Origin of the sequence: Pseudomonas cedrina subsp. cedrina (assembly GCF_001983175.1) — a bacterium.
GTDB classification, from domain to species: Bacteria; Pseudomonadota; Gammaproteobacteria; order Pseudomonadales; family Pseudomonadaceae; genus Aquipseudomonas; species Aquipseudomonas cedrina.
On sequence record NZ_MNPW01000005.1, the window covers coordinates 368180 to 385145 of the forward strand.

Annotated in this window: 11 protein-coding genes and 1 pseudogene; 4 read left to right on the plus strand and 8 right to left on the minus strand. The window is 62.0% G+C overall.

From position 1 onward, the window contains the following. Window positions 1-345: 345 nt before the first annotated feature. On the plus strand, window positions 346-567 hold the full coding sequence (locus tag BLL36_RS12710) for a DUF6124 family protein (protein ID WP_076951779.1): 222 nt from the start codon (window positions 346-348) through the stop codon (window positions 565-567). 124 nt (window positions 568-691) lie between these two features. On the opposite strand, the gene trxC is transcribed toward BLL36_RS12710, so the two are convergent. Continuing rightward, window positions 692-1126: a thioredoxin TrxC gene (gene trxC, locus BLL36_RS12715; protein ID WP_076951780.1), complete on the minus strand. Its 435-nt coding sequence runs from the start codon at window positions 1124-1126 to the stop codon at window positions 692-694. An 81-nt stretch (window positions 1127-1207) separates the two neighbouring features. Between trxC and BLL36_RS12720 the strand changes: the two genes are divergently transcribed. Continuing rightward, complete coding sequence (locus BLL36_RS12720) at window positions 1208-1609, plus strand: helix-turn-helix domain-containing protein (RefSeq protein WP_076951781.1); 402 nt, start codon at window positions 1208-1210, stop codon at window positions 1607-1609. A 3-nt stretch (window positions 1610-1612) separates the two neighbouring features. Here the strand turns inward: BLL36_RS12720 and selO are convergent, their stop codons facing one another. From selO to BLL36_RS31670, 5 genes and pseudogenes are all read right to left on the minus strand, one after another. Next, window positions 1613-3076 carry a protein adenylyltransferase SelO gene (selO, locus tag BLL36_RS12725; RefSeq protein ID WP_076951782.1) on the minus strand — a complete coding sequence of 488 codons (1464 nt, stop codon included), beginning with the start codon at window positions 3074-3076 and terminating at the stop codon, window positions 1613-1615. A 50-nt stretch (window positions 3077-3126) separates the two neighbouring features. Continuing rightward, a complete protein-coding gene (gene mscK, locus BLL36_RS12730; protein WP_076951783.1) occupies window positions 3127-6513 on the minus strand; it encodes a mechanosensitive channel MscK in 3387 nt (1128 codons plus the stop codon). Window positions 6514-6562: 49 nt separating this feature from the next. Beyond that, window positions 6563-8305: a potassium/proton antiporter gene (locus BLL36_RS12735; protein ID WP_076951784.1), complete on the minus strand. Its 1743-nt coding sequence runs from the start codon at window positions 8303-8305 to the stop codon at window positions 6563-6565. A gap of 257 nt (window positions 8306-8562) precedes the next feature. Beyond that, a complete protein-coding gene (locus BLL36_RS31665; protein WP_394329488.1) occupies window positions 8563-9435 on the minus strand; it encodes a methyl-accepting chemotaxis protein in 873 nt (290 codons plus the stop codon). Beyond that, a pseudogene (locus tag BLL36_RS31670) lies at window positions 9418-10227 on the minus strand (MCP four helix bundle domain-containing protein); the annotation flags it as partial. The pseudogene BLL36_RS31670 and the gene BLL36_RS31665, both read right to left, overlap by 18 nt. A gap of 239 nt (window positions 10228-10466) precedes the next feature. On the opposite strand from BLL36_RS31670, the gene BLL36_RS12745 reads away from it, so the two are divergent. Then, on the plus strand, window positions 10467-10697 hold the full coding sequence (locus BLL36_RS12745) for a hypothetical protein (RefSeq protein ID WP_076951786.1): 231 nt from the start codon (window positions 10467-10469) through the stop codon (window positions 10695-10697). Beyond that, a complete protein-coding gene (locus BLL36_RS12750) occupies window positions 10694-10987 on the plus strand; it encodes a cell division protein ZapA (protein ID WP_076951787.1) in 294 nt (97 codons plus the stop codon). The genes BLL36_RS12745 and BLL36_RS12750 overlap by 4 nt, the downstream gene beginning before the upstream one ends. Window positions 10988-10991: 4 nt before the next feature. Here BLL36_RS12750 and BLL36_RS12755 read toward each other — a convergent pair whose 3' ends face one another. Both BLL36_RS12755 and putA read right to left on the minus strand, forming a co-directional pair. Beyond that, window positions 10992-12794 carry an acyl-CoA dehydrogenase gene (locus BLL36_RS12755; RefSeq protein WP_076951788.1) on the minus strand — a complete coding sequence of 601 codons (1803 nt, stop codon included), beginning with the start codon at window positions 12792-12794 and terminating at the stop codon, window positions 10992-10994. A 213-nt stretch (window positions 12795-13007) separates the two neighbouring features. After that, window positions 13008-16961, minus strand: a complete 3954-nt coding sequence (gene putA / locus BLL36_RS12760) for a trifunctional transcriptional regulator/proline dehydrogenase/L-glutamate gamma-semialdehyde dehydrogenase (RefSeq protein ID WP_076951789.1) — start codon at window positions 16959-16961, stop codon at window positions 13008-13010. Between the last annotated feature and the right edge of the window lie 5 nt (window positions 16962-16966).

Sequence of the window (16966 nt, forward strand, 5' to 3'; positions counted from 1 at the left end):
TGCATTTTGGCAGATGGATTTGTCCCACAGAGGCTGTAGGACGGGTCTGGCAATGCGGCCTGTGCCTTGTAACGTTGCCTACAGCTAAGCCAGAATCGCCCGGCTTGTGCGTCTGGATGGGCTTCTCTTAAGGTTCACGGGCCGCTGAATGTTCAGTGGTCGGGTTTAGTAGCCCGTGGTGAGACGTACAGCAAATCGTCGGTCAGGACCTTCCTGATTTGATGGTGGCTGTACGGAGGGCGCTTCCGAGCGCGCCGGTTGCGTCTCCCCGGTCTACTAACCTGCGTACAGCTGCCACCCTCCGTTTAGTAGCGGCTGGTTGCGGCTCCTACTCGGAGACGATCCATGCCTAACCTTTATACCGTTGCACCCAACCTCCCCACCGAAACCCTCGTCCTCAAGAGCTACGAAACCTTCTCTTCCGTCCGTACCTTGCTACTCAACCTGTCCAACGACCTCACCGGCGAGCACCGCGACGTGGCTTTGGCCATCCACCAATTGAGCGAACTCGGCGTACTGCTGGTCGGCCAGATGATGGACCGCGAGGCTCCACTAACCTCACTCTGAAATGCAATCAATGTGGGAGCTGGCTTGCCTGCGATGCAGGCACCTCGGTGTATCAGGCGCACCGAGTTGGCGCCATCGCAGCGGTGCGGCGATCCGACAAGCCAGCTCCCACATTTTGACCGAGTTACACGCCTTGGCTACGCAACCAGTTCATCAACTGCGGCAGCGGGAACGCCCCGCTCTGGCGCGCCACTTCCCGGCCATTCTTGAACAGGATCAAACTGGGAATCGAGCGAATCCCCAACTGCGCCGACAACTGCTGGTTGGCCTCGCTGTCCAGCTTGGCCAGCCGGCACTTGCCCTCCAATTGCCCGGCCGCCTGCTCAAACACCGGCGCGAACGATTTGCACGGCCCGCACCAATCGGCCCACACATCCACCAGCAACGGCAGGTCGCCCTTGATCTGGCTGGCGTAGTCGCCCTGTTTCAATTCAAAGGGTTTGTTCAACAAAACCGGCTGCTTGCAACGCCCGCACTTGGGCGCGTCACCCAGGCGCTCAGCGGGGATCCGGTTGAGGCCGTTGCAATGCGGGCAGGGTATTACAAGAGGTTCGGACATCGGGGGCTCCTAAGGCGTGGCCAATGGGTTCAATCTGGAGCCGGCAATGCGGTTTATCAAGATCAGATAGAAGGACAACCTATGAACGACGATCTGAAACTCACGATTGAGCACTGGCCGTTTGTCTCATCGCTACTGACCAAGCCTCAATCCGAGGCGGACTATGACGTCCTGGCCGCGGCGCTCAATGAACTGCTGGATATCGTTGGAGAAGACGAAACTCACCCGCTTATAGGGCTGGTGGACATCATTGGTGACTGGATCGAAGCCTACGATCATGAGCATCACCCAATGCCAGTGGCCGGTAGCGTCGATGTGCTGCGCTACATGATGCGTGAACATAATCTCACTCAGAGCGACCTGCCGGGCGTTGGTGCCCAATCGGTCGTCTCTGAGGTTTTGAGCGGAAAGCGCCAACTCAATATACGGCAAATTCGGTGGCTGGCTGAACGCTTCGGTGTTTCGGTAGAGACCTTTATCTGAGGCTTACGACGAACAACTAATCTCCAAATGCTTGCCCCAATCCGGCGGCCGCTGTGCGTACTGCTCCATTCCTACCTGTTCTTCAAACGGCTTGGAAAGCACCCCATGCAACCGCCGCACCTCGCTGTAATCCCCTGATTCAGCCGCAGTGATGGCGTTCTGCGCCAAGTAGTTGCGCAAGATATACAGCGGATTCACCGCGTGCATCCGCTCACGGCGCTGTTCCTCGCTGTAATCCCCGTCCCGCGCAACGCGCGCCTTGTACAGCTCGGCCCAGGCATCAAACCCTGCCAGGTCGACAAAATCATCGCGCAGCTTCGCTACCGCCAGTGCCGCCGATTCATCCCCCAGGCGGCGGAAGAACAGCGTGTAATCCACGCCGCTGTTCTGCATCAGCTTCAGCAGCCGTTCCACCAGCTTCTGGTCGTCGTCCTCGGCGCTGGTCAACCCCAGTCGTCGGCGCATCAAATCCAGATAGTTCGCCTGATACAGTGGCAGGTACAGGCCCAGCGCTTCCGTCAGGGCTTCAACACTGATAAACGGCGTCAGCGCCTGTGCCAGCGCGCTGAGGTTCCACTGCCCGATCGGCACCTGGTTGCTGAAGGAGTAACGCCCTTCATGATCCGAGTGGTTGCAGATGAAGTGCGCGTCAAAGTCATCGAGGAACGCAAACGGCCCGAAGTCGAAGGTGATGCCCAGGATCGACATGTTGTCGGTATTCATCACGCCGTGGCAGAAACCATAGGCCTGCCACTTGGCGATCAGTTCGGCGTTGCGCTCCACGATTACACGGAACATCGCCAGGTAGGGCTCGGGCTGTTCCCGGCATTCGGGGTAGTGCAGTGAAAGCACATGCTCGGCCAGCGCCTTCTGCTGCTCGGGTTTCTTGGTGTAGTAGAAATACTCGAAATGCCCGAAGCGAATATGGCTGCGGGCCATGCGCAACACCATTGCGCCGCGTTCCTGCTTCTCGCGCCACACCGGGGTATCGGAGCCGATAACGCACAACGCGCGGCTGCTGGGGATGCCCAGCGCATGCAGCGATTCGGAGGCCAGAAACTCGCGGATCGAAGAGCGCAACACCGCGCGGCCATCGCCCATGCGCGAATAAGGCGTTTGCCCGGCGCCCTTGAGGTGCAGGTCCCAGTGTTCGCCGGCCTGGTTATACACCTCGCCCAGTAACAACCCGCGGCCGTCGCCCAGTTGCGGGGTGTAGCCGCCGAATTGATGGCCGGAATAGACCATCGCCCGCGGTTCTGCCTCGGCCCACAGCTTGTGGCCACCGAAAATGTCGGCAAACAGCGGTGTTTCGGCCACCGCCGGGTCGAGGTCGAGCAACGCCATGGCGGCGTTGCTGGCGACCACCAGGCGCGGGTTGTCGAGGGGTTCTGGCAATACGTGGGTTGAGAACGCGTCACCCAAACGGGCGAAGCGGTTGTCGAAAATCAGTTCGTCGAGGGCTTTCACCGGCCACCTCCAGCGGGATGCCCCCAGCAGTTTTGCTGGGGGTAAGTGCGTTAGTCGAGTTTGCTCGGCGGGGGTTCCGGCGCATCTTCGACTTTACCGGCAGGCGGCTCTGGCGCGTCCTGTTCGGGCGCGGGCGCGGCGACGATGGTCTTGCGCTCGTCTTCCACCGGCACCAGCTTGTACTCCTGGCCGTGCATGTTCTTGAGGTACACCTCCATCTGTCGGAACGAGATGTTGATGTGCTGCTTCTTGAACTCACGGTTGATGTAGCGGTTGACCTCGTCCAGCACCGGGTTACGGTCGCCCAGGTCGCGCACGTGCATGCGCAGTTCGTGGTCGAGGGTGCTTTCGCCGAAGTTGAGGAAATACACCAATGGCTCCGGTTCCTTCAATACCCGAGGGTTTTCCCTGGCGGCCTTGAGCAGCAATTCCTTCACCAGGTCCAGGTCGGAGCCGTAGTCCACGCCCAGTTTCAGGGTGACGCGGGTGACCGTGTCGGTCAGAGACCAGTTGATCAGTTGCCCCGTGATGAACGTCTTGTTCGGGACGATGATGTCCTTGCGATCAAAATCCGTGATCGTGGTGGCACGGATGCGGATCTTGCTCACCGTGCCCGACAGGTTGCCGATGGTGATGGTGTCGCCGATACGCACCGGGCGTTCGAACAGGATCATGATGCCGGAGATAAAGTTGGCGAAGATCTCCTGCATGCCGAAGCCCAGGCCCACCGACAGCGCCGCCACCAGCCATTGCAACTTGTCCCAGCTCACGCCGAGGGTGGACAGGGTCGAAACAAAGCCGACGCCGGCGATCACATACGACAGCAACGTGGTGGTCGCATAGGCGCTGCCCTGGGCCAGCTCCAGCTTGGACAACACCAGCACTTCGAGCAGGCCCGGCAGGTTGCGCGCCAGGGCGAAGGTGATGCCGACGATGATCAACGCACCGAGGAAATCGCCGATGCTGATCGGCACCATGCTCACGTTCGCACCGGTACCGCTGGTGTATTCGTACAGGGTGACGTTATCCAAGTAGGAAAATACCGAGATCAGGTCGGACCACACCCAGTACAGCGCCGCAATGAAGCCGCCGAGCAAGGCCAGGCGGATCAGGCGCAAGGATTGTTCGTTGACCTTTTCGATGTCCAGGGTCGGCTCTTCGACCACCGCTTCGCCTTCGCCGGCTTCCTTGGCGGCCTGGCGCTTGGCCAAGGCGCGGGCATAGGCCAGGCGCCGCGCGGCGACGCTCAGCCAGCGCACGAAGGTGGCTTCGATCACCAGCCAGAACATCAGCAGGTACAGGGTGTTGATCAGCCGGTCGCTGAGCTTGAGCGCGGTGTAGTAATAACCAAACAGCACCGCGATAAACAAGGCGACCGGCAGCGCGGTAAACAGCAGGCCTATGGCCTTGCGAAACAGCGAGGCTTTTTCGTGGGTCGGGCTGTTGAGCAGCAGGCGACCCAGCAGCCAAGCCATCAGTGCATAGCACGTGAGCACAACGCCGATGCCCAGCACATCGTCGGCCAGTGCCGCCGGCTGATGCTCGGCGATCGCCACCACCGCCACCAGGGCCAGCACCACCAACCCCAGCTTGCGCACCCAGCCTTGCAGGAATTCGACCTGGGGTTTTTCCCAGCGGAAATGCAACTCCGCCACGCCGCCCGGCGCCAGGATGCGGTAAGCGGTGTAGAACACCAGCCAGGCCTGGGCGATCTGCAGCAGGGCGGCGCCCAGGTTGGCGTTCTGCCCACGGGCGTCGATCTGCAGTGCATAGCCGCACAGCGCCAAGGCCAGGGACACCGGCATCGCCAGCAGGATATTGATCAGGATGGCCTGCGGTGTATGCCATTGGCTGTCGCGCTTGAAGTGGCCAATGTCCAGGTGGACCTTGTTCAGGCGCTGGTACAAAGCTTTGCGCCGCCACAGCAGGGCGCCGATCAACAGCAACAGCGGCAGGAACAGCAGCGGGCGCTGGGTCAGGCCGTCATACAGTTCGCTGACGCTGGAGGCCCAGGGCAGGGTGGCGATCTGCTTGCTCAGGTGCGCCGGGACCGTTTCCAGCCACTCGGTATCCAGCGGCTTGTTGCTGGGGATCCAGAACATCTGCTCGTCCAGCGTCGCGCGCAGGGTTGTGGCGGTGCTCAGCAGTTGTTTCTGGTTCAGTTGCAGGGTGATGGATTCGTTAAGCAGCGCACTCAGCTCACGGCTCAGGCGCTCCAGCAAGTCGCTACGGGTGATCGCAAGTTCCAGCAAGGTGCGGCGCAATTGCGGGGTCACGTCTTCTGGCGCCTGGTTTGCCAGCAGGTTATCCACATAGGCGCTGGGGGAGCTGATCAGCTCGCGCTGCTGGTTGACCTCGAACTGGTACAGGCGAATGTTGGCGATGTCGTCCGCCAGGTCGCGGTCCACTGTCAGGCGCGGCAAGGCCTGCTTCTGCTTGTAAAGGATCTTGGACAGCAACAGGCTGCCCTTGAGTACGTTGATTTGCTCGTCCAGGGCCGAATCGCTCTGGGTCACGGTGTCCAGTTGCTGCTTGGTCTGCAGGTTTTTCTGGGTCAGGTCATTGAGGCGGTCGGTGCTTTTGAGCAGGTAGTCGGACAGCTTCAGGTTGGCCGCGCTTTCCGTGGCCAGCAGGCTGCTGCCCCCGGCTTTCTGCGCTTCGATGGACTGCTGGGTCACGGTCTGCTGGGACTGGGCCAGGCGCTTCTGGTTGATCAGGGTTTGCAGGTCCTGGATCTCTTGTTCCAGGCGCGCGGTCTTCTCCATCACCAGGTCGTGCTGGCTGTTGCCCAGGTCTTGCAGTTGGCTGTTGCCGGCCAGTTCTTGGCGGCGCAAGGGGATCAAGGCGTTCAGGGCCGCGAGTTCGGCGTTGAGCTGGTTGCGCTGGTCGCCGCTGAGGACTTTGCCGTTGTCCTTGCCGGCCTTGAGGATCGAGTTGATCTGCAGGATGCGCGTCTGGCTGCTGCTGATTTCGGTCTGCGCCCGCTCGGGGCGGGTCTGGGCGGCGATGGACAGGCTGTTGGCGTCGGCCAGTTCTTTTTGCAGGTCGCCTTGCTGGGTGCTGCGCTGCACCAGCAGTTGCTCAAGCTGCGGCACCGGCAAGGTGGCGTAGCGCTGGGCGACCGGGATGATTTTGGTGGCTTTGAGCCGGATCAGCTCACGCTGGTTTTCGGCGGTCTTGCGCGGTGCGTCTTCCAACTGGCGCTTGAGGTCGACCAGGCGCTGCTCGTAATCCTGCTGGTTGCCCAGGTAAGTCAGGGTCTGTTGCAGGAGAGTCTGCAGCGCCTTCATGTCGGCGTCGGGCAGCTTGCGGTCGGGCAGCTTGTCCAGGGTTTGCTGGATGGCGTCGGCGCTGGGCGGGTCGGCGGCGTGAACGGTGCCGACGCAAAGGGTCAGGCCCAGCAGGGCAGTGGCGAGAAAAGTGCGCAGGGTTGGCATAGAGACCGGTCTTGCAAGGTGAAGAATCGGGGCGTCGTTGCCCCGCAGTTTAGAGGAAGAGCCCGGGGCCCGGGCGACTTCCTTCGGGGAATCTGACGCCGACTTTGCCGATCTTGTTCCCGTCCATGACCGCGACGGTCCAGATGGTGTTGTTCCATTCCACCTGGTCGCCGACGATGGGGGCGCCGCCGACTTTCTGGGTGATGAAACTGCTCAGCGGCATGTCCGGGTCGATGCCATCGAGCTTCAGGCCGTACAGGGCGGAAACCGCGCCCAGCTGGGCGTCGCCTTCCAGTACGAAGTCGCCGAAGAAGCGCAGGTCCAGGCCGCGTTGCGGCGCCTGGCTGAACAGTTTACCCAGGGCCGGCAAGTTGTGTTCGTGGCCGATCACGCAGAGCAGATCGCCGACTTCCAGCACCGTACTACCCGACGGATGGAGCAGTTGCTGGCCACGGAACAGGGCGGCGATCCGCGTGCCCTCAGGCATTTTCAACTCGCGCAGCGCGGCGCCGATGCACCATTTTTCGGCGCCCAGGCGGTAGACGAACAGCTCCCACTCACTGGTGACGTGTACTTCCAGAGCGGCGCGGGAGATGGGCGCCGGGTCCGGCGGTACGGTGACTTTGAGCAGCTTGGCCACCCACGGCAGGCTCGTGCCTTGCACCAGCAGCGAGACCAGCACGATAAAGAACGCCAGGTTGAAGTACAGCTGCGCATGGGGCAGGCCGGCCATCAGCGGGAACACCGCGAGGATGATCGGGACCGCGCCGCGCAGGCCGACCCAGGCGATAAAGGCCTTTTCGCGATCATGGAACGCCTTGAACGGCAGCAGGCCGACCATCACCGACAGCGGCCGCGCGAACAGGATCATCCACAGCGCCAGGCCCAGGGCCGGCAGCGCGATCGGCAGCAAATCATGAGGCGTGACCAGCAGGCCCAGCACCAGGAACATGCCGATCTGCGCCAGCCAGGCCATGCCATCGAGCATGTGCAAAATGCCATGGCGGCTGCGCACCGGACGGTTGCCGATCACCAGGCCGCACAGGTACACGGCGAGGAAGCCGCTGCCGTGCAGGGCGTTGGTCAGGGCGAAGACGAAGAGGCCGCCGGCGATCACCAGGATCGGGTACAGGCCGTTGGCCAGGTTGATGCGGTTGACCATCTGCAGCATCAGCCAGCCGCCGCCGAGGCCGACGATACCGCCGATGCCGAATTCGCGGATCAGATGGGTCAACAGGCTCCAGTGCAGACCGGTCTGGCCGCTGGCGAGCATGTCGATCAGGGTGACCGTGAGAAACACCGCCATCGGGTCGTTACTGCCGGATTCGATTTCCAGGCTGGCGGAGACCCGTTCGTTCAGGCCCTTGCCGCCGAGCAGCGAAAATACCGCCGCCGCGTCCGTCGAGCCGACAATCGCGCCGATCAATAAGCCCTGGATGATATTGAGGTCAAACAGCCAGGCCGCGGCCATGCCGGTGAGGCCGGTGGTGATCAACACCCCGACCGTGGCCAGCGACAACGCCGGCCACAGCGCCACGCGGAAACTGGCCACCCGTGTGCGCAACCCACCATCGAGCAGGATCACCGCCAGGGCGAGGTTGCCCACCAGGTAGGCGGTCGGGTAGTTGTCGAAGATGATGCCGCCGCCATCGACGCCGGCGATCATGCCCACGGCCAGGATGATCACCAGGATCGGAATCCCTAAGCGGGACGAAAGAGAACTCACCAGAATGCTCGCACTCACCAGCAACGCGCCGATCAAGAACAGGCTGTTGATGGTCGTCGCATTCAAAGGCAGTACTCCATGGCAAACAAGACGGGGCGCAAACTGACCATGCAGTCTGCGTGCCAGCGATTCTAACCTGTTGAATTGCTGCGCTGTCAAAAAGCTTTTTCTGATTCGCGCATAACTAAATGTGGGAGCGGGCTTGTGTGGGAGCTGGCTTGCCTGCGATGGCATCACCTCGGTTTTCCAGGTGGGCCGAGGTGATGCCATCGCAGGCAAGCCAGCTCCCACAGGGGATCGGCTTCTGCCTTGCAGGCTTTATTTCAAAGGCGGAAGCGGCCGACCATCCCGTTCAAATCCACCGCCAGGCGCGACAGTTCACTGCTCGCCGCGCTGGTCTGGCTGGCGCCGGTCGCCGATTGCACCGACAGGTCGCGGATATTCACCAGGTTGCGGTCCACTTCGCGTGCGACCTGGGCCTGCTCTTCCGCCGCGCTGGCGATCACCAGGTTGCGTTCGTTGATCTCGACAATCGCCGTGTTGATGGTATCCAGCGACATCCCCGCGCCTTTGGCGATATTCAACGTCGATTCCGCGCGTTCAGTGCTATTGCGCATCGAATCCACCGCATGTTCGGTCCCGGCCTGAATGCTGCCGATCATCCGCTCGATTTCGCTGGTCGATTGCTGGGTGCGGTGGGCCAGGGCGCGCACTTCGTCGGCGACCACTGCAAAGCCGCGGCCGGCTTCACCGGCGCGTGCCGCTTCGATCGCCGCGTTCAGGGCCAGCAGGTTGGTCTGGTCGGCCAGGCCGCGAATCACGTCCAGCACCTTGCCGATGTCACGCGACTCATTGGCCAACTCGCCAATCAGCGTGGCCGTGGCCTGCACGTCGCCGCTCATGCGCTCGATGGCGCTGACGGTTTCCTGCACCAGGTCGCGGCCATCACCGGCGGACATGGTGGCGTTGCGCGAAGCTTCGGAGGTGCTGACCGCATTGCGTGCAACTTCTTCGACGGCACTGGTCATCTCGTTGACGGCCGTGGCGGCTTGTTCGATTTCGTTGTTTTGCCGGGTCAGGCCACGCGCGCTTTCGTCGGTCACGGCGTTGAGCTCTTCGGCCGCCGATGCCAACTGGGTGGCCGAGCCGGCGATGCGCTGCAGGGTGTCGCGCAACTTGTCCTGCATCTTGGCCATGGCGGCCAGCAGGCGCCCGGCTTCGTCGTTGCCGTCGACCTTGATCGGCCGCGTCAGATTGCCTTCGGCCACTTCTTCGGCGGCTTCCAGTGCCTGGGAAATCGGCAAGGTGATGCTGCGGGTCAGCAGCCAGGCAAACAACAGGGTCAGCAGCGTGGCGATCACCAGAAGGCTCACGACCATGTTGAAGGCCATGTCGTATTGGTCCTCGGCCTCCTGGTTGGTGGCCAGGGCCATCTCGTTGTTGATGTCCAGCAGGCGCGTGAGCACGGCGTTGACTTGTTCGGAGTTGCTGAGCAAGTCGGTGTTGAGCAGGCGGCGCAGTTCTTCCACTTGGTTGGCCCGCGACAGGCTCTTCATGCGCTCTTCGATCTGGTGGTACTGGCCGAGCAGGCGCACGTATTCGTCGTAGGCCGCGCGTTCTTCGCGGCTCTCGATCAGTTTTTCGTAGATGCCCTGCGCCGTACGAATCTGTTGGTTGCGCAGTTCAAAGGCTTCCAGGGTTTTTTGCTGGACTTCCGGCTCACGGTTGGTCAGCAGGCGGTACGACAGCACCCGCAGGCGCAGGGTCAGTTGGGTGAATTCATCGAGGGCGCGGATGCTCGGCACGCTGGACAACGTGATGTCTTCGGTGGCGCCACGGATCTTGCTCATCTGGTTCAGGGCGAACACGCCGAGAAACAACATCAACGCGCCGATAAACGCGAAGCCGAGGAAGGCCCTCGGAGCGATATTCATATTACGAAGCGACATGCGGGAAATCCTGAGGGGAAGCGCAATCCATGCGGCCATGAAACAGGGTGTGCTTCTCTATCGGGCCTGCGACTAAAGTCTAAAGGGAGGTGTGCGTTTTTGTCGCATCTGACGAGGGGTTTGGCCGATTCAGGAACCAGATCGGGTAAATGCAGTCACTAAGGCTCGAAAGTGCGGCCCGGCCCTTAAAAAACGGGCTGCGCGCCGGGGATAACCCTGGCATCCGAGGTGAATTTTCTTTATCGTCACCGCCCTTTGAAAAAGCCCGAGAAATCAAAATGTTAGAAGCATCCCTCAGCCAACTGGAACAACTGGTCAGCGACCTGGTACAGCAAAACCAGGCTCTACTGGGCACCAACGAATCCCTCAAGGCAGAACTGGCCCGCGTCAAGGATGAGAACGACAGCCTGCAACTGAACCTGATGGAACAGGAAGAAAAGCACGGCGCCACCGCCGCCCGTATCCAGGCGCTGGTTGAGCGCGTGAGTGCAGGTCCTGTCAGCGCATGAGCGAAGGGATAAAGGTCGTTTCGATTCTCGGAGAGGATTACTCGATCAAGGCACCGGCCGGGGAAGACAAGACCCTGATGCACGCCGTGACAATGCTCAAGGCGTCCCTTGCCACCACCAAGAAAAAGTACCCGACCCTGATCGGTGACAAATTACTGGTGCTGGCGGCGCTGAACCTGTGCGCCGAGCAGATCGAAATGCAGCAGGCTCACCAGCAGGAACTCGACCGTTACCAAGAGCAAGTCAGCGCCACGGTCGATGTCATCTCCAAGGCGATTGGCCAGCCCTGAGGGCTTAGAACCACTCGTCCTGCATACCGAGGCACGTATCATCGCGTGCCTCGAGAATGGCCAGTTCATGATGGCAGCTCGGGACTTCCCAGGTCAGGAAGTACCGGGCCGCCTGGAGCTTGCCTTTATAGAAGGCCACATCCGCCGCATTGCCCCGGGCCAGCCCTTCTTCGGCGCGAATCGCCTGTTCCAGCCAGCGCCAGCCAATCACCGTATGCCCGAACACCTTCAGGTACAGCGCCGAATTCGCCAGGCTGCTGTTGACCTTGCCTTGGGCGAGGTCCGTCAACAGTCCGATAGTCACGCTTTGCAGGCGGTTGACCAACTGCTCCAGCGGCTCCCTTAGCAGGGTGAGGCTTGGGTATGCCTGCGCACGGGCACCGGTTTCGGCCATCAGTCTTATTAATTGCTTCAAGCCCGCACCACCGTTCTGCCCCAGTTTGCGCCCCAGCAAATCCAGGGACTGGATGCCATGGGTGCCTTCATGGATCGGGTTCAGGCGGTTATCGCGGTAATACTGCTCTACCGGGTATTCGCGGGTGTAGCCGTGGCCGCCGAGAATCTGGATCGCCAGTTCGTTGGCCTTGAGGCAGAACTCCGAGGGCCAGGATTTGACGATAGGCGTGAGCAGGTCCAGCAGTTCGTGGGCGTTCTTGCGCTCGGCGTCGGTCTGCAGGGTGGTGGTGTCGTCGAACAGCCGCGCGGCGTAGAGGCCGAGGTCGAAGGCGCCTTCGACGTAGGCTTTTTGCGTCAGCAGCATGCGCTTGATGTCAGCGTGCTGGATGATCGAGACCGGCGCCGTTGCCGGGTCTTTGCTGTCAGGCAAGCGGCCCTGCGGGCGTTCGCGCGCATATTCCAGCGAGTAGAGGTAGCCCGCGTAACCGAGCATCACCGCGCCCATGCCCACGCCGATGCGCGCCTCGTTCATCATCTGGAACATGCAGCTCAACCCCTGGTGCGGCTTGCCCACCAAGTAGCCGACGCAGTGGCCGTTATCGCCAAAGTTGAGCGCGGTGGATGTGGTGCCGCGCCAGCCCATCTTGTGAAACAGTCCGGCCAGCAGCACGTCGTTGCGCTCGCCCAGGCTGCCATCGTCGTTGACCAGGAACTTGGGCACGATAAACAGCGAAATGCCCTTCACCCCAGCCGGCGCATCCGGCAGCTTGGCCAGCACCATGTGCACGATGTTTTCCGACAGCGGGTGGTCGCCGCCGGAGATGAAGATTTTATTGCCCTTGAGTCGATAGCTGCCATCGGCCGCTGGCTCTGCGCGGGTACGAATATCCGACAGCGAGGAGCCGGCATGGGGTTCGGTCAGGGCCATGGTGCCGAAGAAGCGGCCGTCGATCATCGGTTGCAGGAAGCGTTGTTTCTGCTCCTGCGTGCCGAAACTTTCAATGAGGTTGGCGGCGCCCATGGTCAGGAACGGGTAGGACGTGGAAGCGGCGTTGGCGGATTGGAAGTGGGCGAAGCAGGCCTGGGACAATAATGTCGGGAGCTGCATGCCGCCGGCTTCAAAACTGCGGGACGCGTTGAGGAAGCCGGCCTCGAGGAAGGCATCCACTGCCGGTTTCACTTCCGGAATCAGGATGGCTTGGCCGTCTTCGTAGCGCGGTTCGTTTTCGTCGTTTTTGCGGTTATGCGGCGCGAAGTACTTTTCGGCGATGCTGCGTGCGGTGCTGATCGCGGCATCGAAGGTCTCGCGGTTGTGTTCGGCAAACCGCTCGCGCTGGGTCAGGCCCTCGGCATCGAGGACTTCGTACAGCTCGAAAGCCAGATTGCGGGAACTGAGCAGCGTCTCGGACATGGCGGCTTACCTATGTGGGAATAGGGCCGAGTCTAAGTGCGCAAATGAAGGGTGGATAGCAAGATTGATCTGGGTGATGGAGAGGCAGAACGAACACGGTCCATGTGGGAGCTGGCTTGCCTGCGATGAGGCAGTGTCAGTCGACATCTCTGTCGCTGACCCACCGCTATCGCAGGCAAGCCAGCTCCCACAGGGTTTACCGCGTTTTGCCAGTTAACCGATGGTCATCAGGCTGGCGTTACCACCCGCCGCTGCGGTGTTGACACTCAACGCACGCTCTATCACCAGGCGCTCCAGCGCAATCGCCGTTTCACCCTGCGACAAACCATGCACCCCGACAATCGCGCCGCCACGCTGGGCCACTTGCTGGCACACCGCACGCAGTTGGTCGGAATCACCGTGATGCAGGACCGCGTCGAACACCACCTCGTCCTTGGTCCAGTCGGCCACGCGCTTGACCTTCGCCTGAATCTCCTTCGGCAAGCGTGGGAACAGCGCCTTGGTCAGCTCGGTTTCCGGCCATACCGCCGAGCCACCCACCGCCAATACCGCCGCCAGTTGCGTCAGCAGATCGCCTTCCACGTCCGCCAGGCATAGCACGTGCTCGCGGGGCAGGATGGCGTAGCTGTTGCGCTCGCCGGTCGGGCCGGCCAGTTGGCGGGTGATACCGCTTTGGGACTGCGCGGCGAACTGGCTGCACAGGGCGCTCAGTTCGCTGAACTGATTGCTGTCGGCCCAGGCTTTCAGGGAGGTGAGCGGTTGGCTCATGGCGTCGCGCAGACGTACGTCCGGTGCGGCCAATGCGTCGCCGCGTACGAAGGATTGCTCGATTGCATCGGTAGGACGAGTCGACAGCAGGCGGTACAGGTACAGCGGGCCACCGGCTTTCGGGCCGGTGCCCGACAGGCCTTCGCCGCCGAACGGTTGTACGCCGACCACGGCGCCGACAATGTTGCGGTTCACATACACGTTACCGGCATTGACGTTGTCGATCACCTTGGCGATGGTCTCGTCGATGCGGGTGTGTACGCCCAGGGTCAGGCCGTAGCCGGACGCATTGATCTGGCCGATCAGTTGGTCGATCTCTTTGCGCTTGTAACGCACCACGTGCAGCACCGGGCCAAAGATTTCGCGTTGCAGTTCGTCGAAGCTTTCCAGTTCGATCAGGGTTGGCATCACGAAGGTGCCGCGCTTGATCTCTTCGCCATCAGCGATAGCCACCTGGTACACAGTGCGGCCTTTGTCGCGCATGGCCTGGATGTGTTTCTCGATGCCGGCCTTGGCTTCGGCGTCGATTACCGGGCCGATGTCGACGGACAGGCGCTCCGGGTTGCCCAGGCGGCATTCGGCCATGGCGCCCTTGAGCATTTCGATTACGCGGTCGGCCGAATCTTCCTGCAGGCACAGTACGCGCAGTGCGGAGCAGCGCTGGCCGGCACTGTCGAAGGCCGAGGACACTACGTCGATGACCACTTGTTCGGTCAGTGCCGAGGAGTCGACGATCATCGCGTTCTGGCCGCCGGTTTCGGCGATCAGCGGGATCGGACGGCCCTGGGCGTCCAGGCGGCCGGCGACATTGCGCTGCAGCAGGCGCGCCACTTCGGTGGAGCCGGTGAACATCACGCCCTTGACGCGATCATCACCCACCAGGCGCGCGCCGACGGTTTCACCTTGGCCCGGCAGCAGTTGCAGCACGCCTTCGGGAATGCCGGCTTCGAGCAGGATGCGCACGGCTTGCGCGGCGACCAGCGGGGTCTGCTCGGCAGGCTTGGCCAATACCGGGTTACCGGCGGCCAGCGCAGCGGCGACTTGACCGCTGAAGATCGCCAGCGGGAAGTTCCACGGGCTGATGCACACTACCGGGCCCAGTGGGCGGTGGGCGTCATTGGTGAAATCGTTGCGCGCCTGTACGGCGTAGTAACGCAGGAAGTCCACGGCCTCGCGCACTTCGGCGATGGCGTTGGCGAACGTCTTGCCGGCCTCGCGAGCCAGCAGGCCCATCAGCGGCTGGATCTCGCCTTCCATCAGGTCGGCGGCGCGCTCCAGGATCGCGGCGCGTTCGGCGGGCGGGGTGGCCTGCCAGATCGGACCGGCGCTGATGGCGCACTGAATGGCGTTGTCGACGTCTTCGACAGTGGCTTCCTGCACATGACCGACCACATCACGCAGGTCGGACGGGTTCAGTACCGGTGCCGCCACTTCATTGCTGGAGGCGCAACCGAGCATCGGCGCCGCTTTCCAGTGGTTGTGCGCGGTGGCCAGCAGAGCGCAGGACAGCGACGCCAGGCGGTGTTCGTTGGCCAGGTCGATACCCGCCGAGTTGGCGCGGTCGCTGCCATACAGGTCGCGCGGCAATGGAATACGCGGGTGCGGCAAGCCGAAGCCGCCTTCCTGCGTCGCCATTTGCTCGATGTTGGCCACTGGATCGGCCACCAGTTCCTGAATCGAGATGGTGTGGTCGGCGATGCGGTTGACGAACGAGGTGTTCGCGCCGTTCTCCAGCAGGCGACGCACCAGGTAAGCCAGCAATGTCTCGTGGGTGCCGACCGGCGCGTACACACGGCACGGACGGTTCAGCTTGCCCTCGGAAACCTTGCCGACAACCTGCTCGTACAAGGGCTCGCCCATGCCGTGCAGGCACTGGAACTCGTACTGGCCGGGGTAATAGTTCTGACCGGCGATATGGTAGATGGCCGACAGCGTGTGGGCGTTGTGCGTGGCGAACTGCGGGTAGATGACTTCCGGCACCGACAGCAGTTTGCGTGCACAGGCAATGTAGGAAACGTCGGTGTACACCTTGCGGGTGTACACCGGGTAGCCTTCCAGTCCCTCGACCTGGGCGCGCTTGATTTCGCTGTCCCAGTACGCGCCTTTTACCAGGCGGATCATCAGGCGATGGCGGCTGCGGCGTGCCAGGTCGATTACGTAGTCGATCACGTAAGGACAACGCTTCTGGTATGCCTGGATCACGAAACCGATACCGTTCCAGCCGGTCAGTTGCGGCTCGAAGCACAGGCGTTCGAGCAGGTCCAGTGACAGCTCCAGGCGGTCGGCTTCTTCGGCATCGATATTCAGGCCGATGTCGTATTGCTTGGCCAGCAGGGTCAAGGACAGCAGGCGCGGATACAGCTCATCCATCACCCGCTCGTACTGCGCCCGGCTGTAACGCGGGTGCAATGCCGACAGCTTGATGGAGATGCCCGGGCCTTCATAAATCCCACGGCCGTTGGAGGCTTTGCCGATCGAATGAATGGCTTGTTCGTACGAGGCCAGGTACTTCTGCGCATCGTGTTCAGTCAGCGCCGCTTCACCGAGCATGTCGTAGGAGTAGCGGAAACCCTTGGCTTCGAACTTGCTCGCATTGGCCAGGGCTTCGGCGATGGTTTCGCCGGTGACGAACTGCTCGCCCATCAGGCGCATGGCCATGTCGACGCCCTTGCGGATCATCGGCTCGCCGCTTTTGCCGATGATGCGGCTCAGGGACGAGGTCAAGCCCGCTTCGTTGTGCGTGGCGACCAGCTTGCCGGTCAGCAGCAGGCCCCAGGTGGCCGCATTGACGAACAACGACGGGCTGTTGCCCAGGTGCGGGTGCCAGTTGCCGGTGCTGATCTTGTCGCGGATCAGCGCGTCGCGGGTGCCTTTGTCCGGGATGCGCAGCAGCGCTTCGGCCAGGCACATCAGCGCCACGCCTTCCTGGGACGACAGGGAAAATTCCTGCAGCAGGCCCTGAACGATACCGGCACGGCCACCGGCACTTTTCTGGTTACGCAGTTTTTCGGCAATCGAGGCCGCCAGCTTGTTGGTGGCTTCGGCCATCGCTGCCGGCAGGCGCGCCTGTTCGATCAGCATCGGCACCACTTCCGGCTCTGGGCGGCGGTAGGCGGCGGTGATGGAGGCGCGCAAAACGGACTGCGGCAGGATGCTTTCGGCGAATTCGAGGAAGCACTGGTGGGCGTGGTCGGCCTGGACTTCGCCAGCGTCTTCAGCGCTGCTGCTGCTCAGGCCATTGAGTTCGGTCAGGGTTGCACCACCCTCCAGTTTCTCCAGGTAATTGAAGATCGCTTGTTTGATCAGCCAGTGTGGCGTGCGATCAATGGAGGTCGCGGCGGCCTTGAGGCGCTCGCGGGTCGGGTCGTCAAGTTTGACCCCAAGGGTGGTCGTAGCCATTTTCT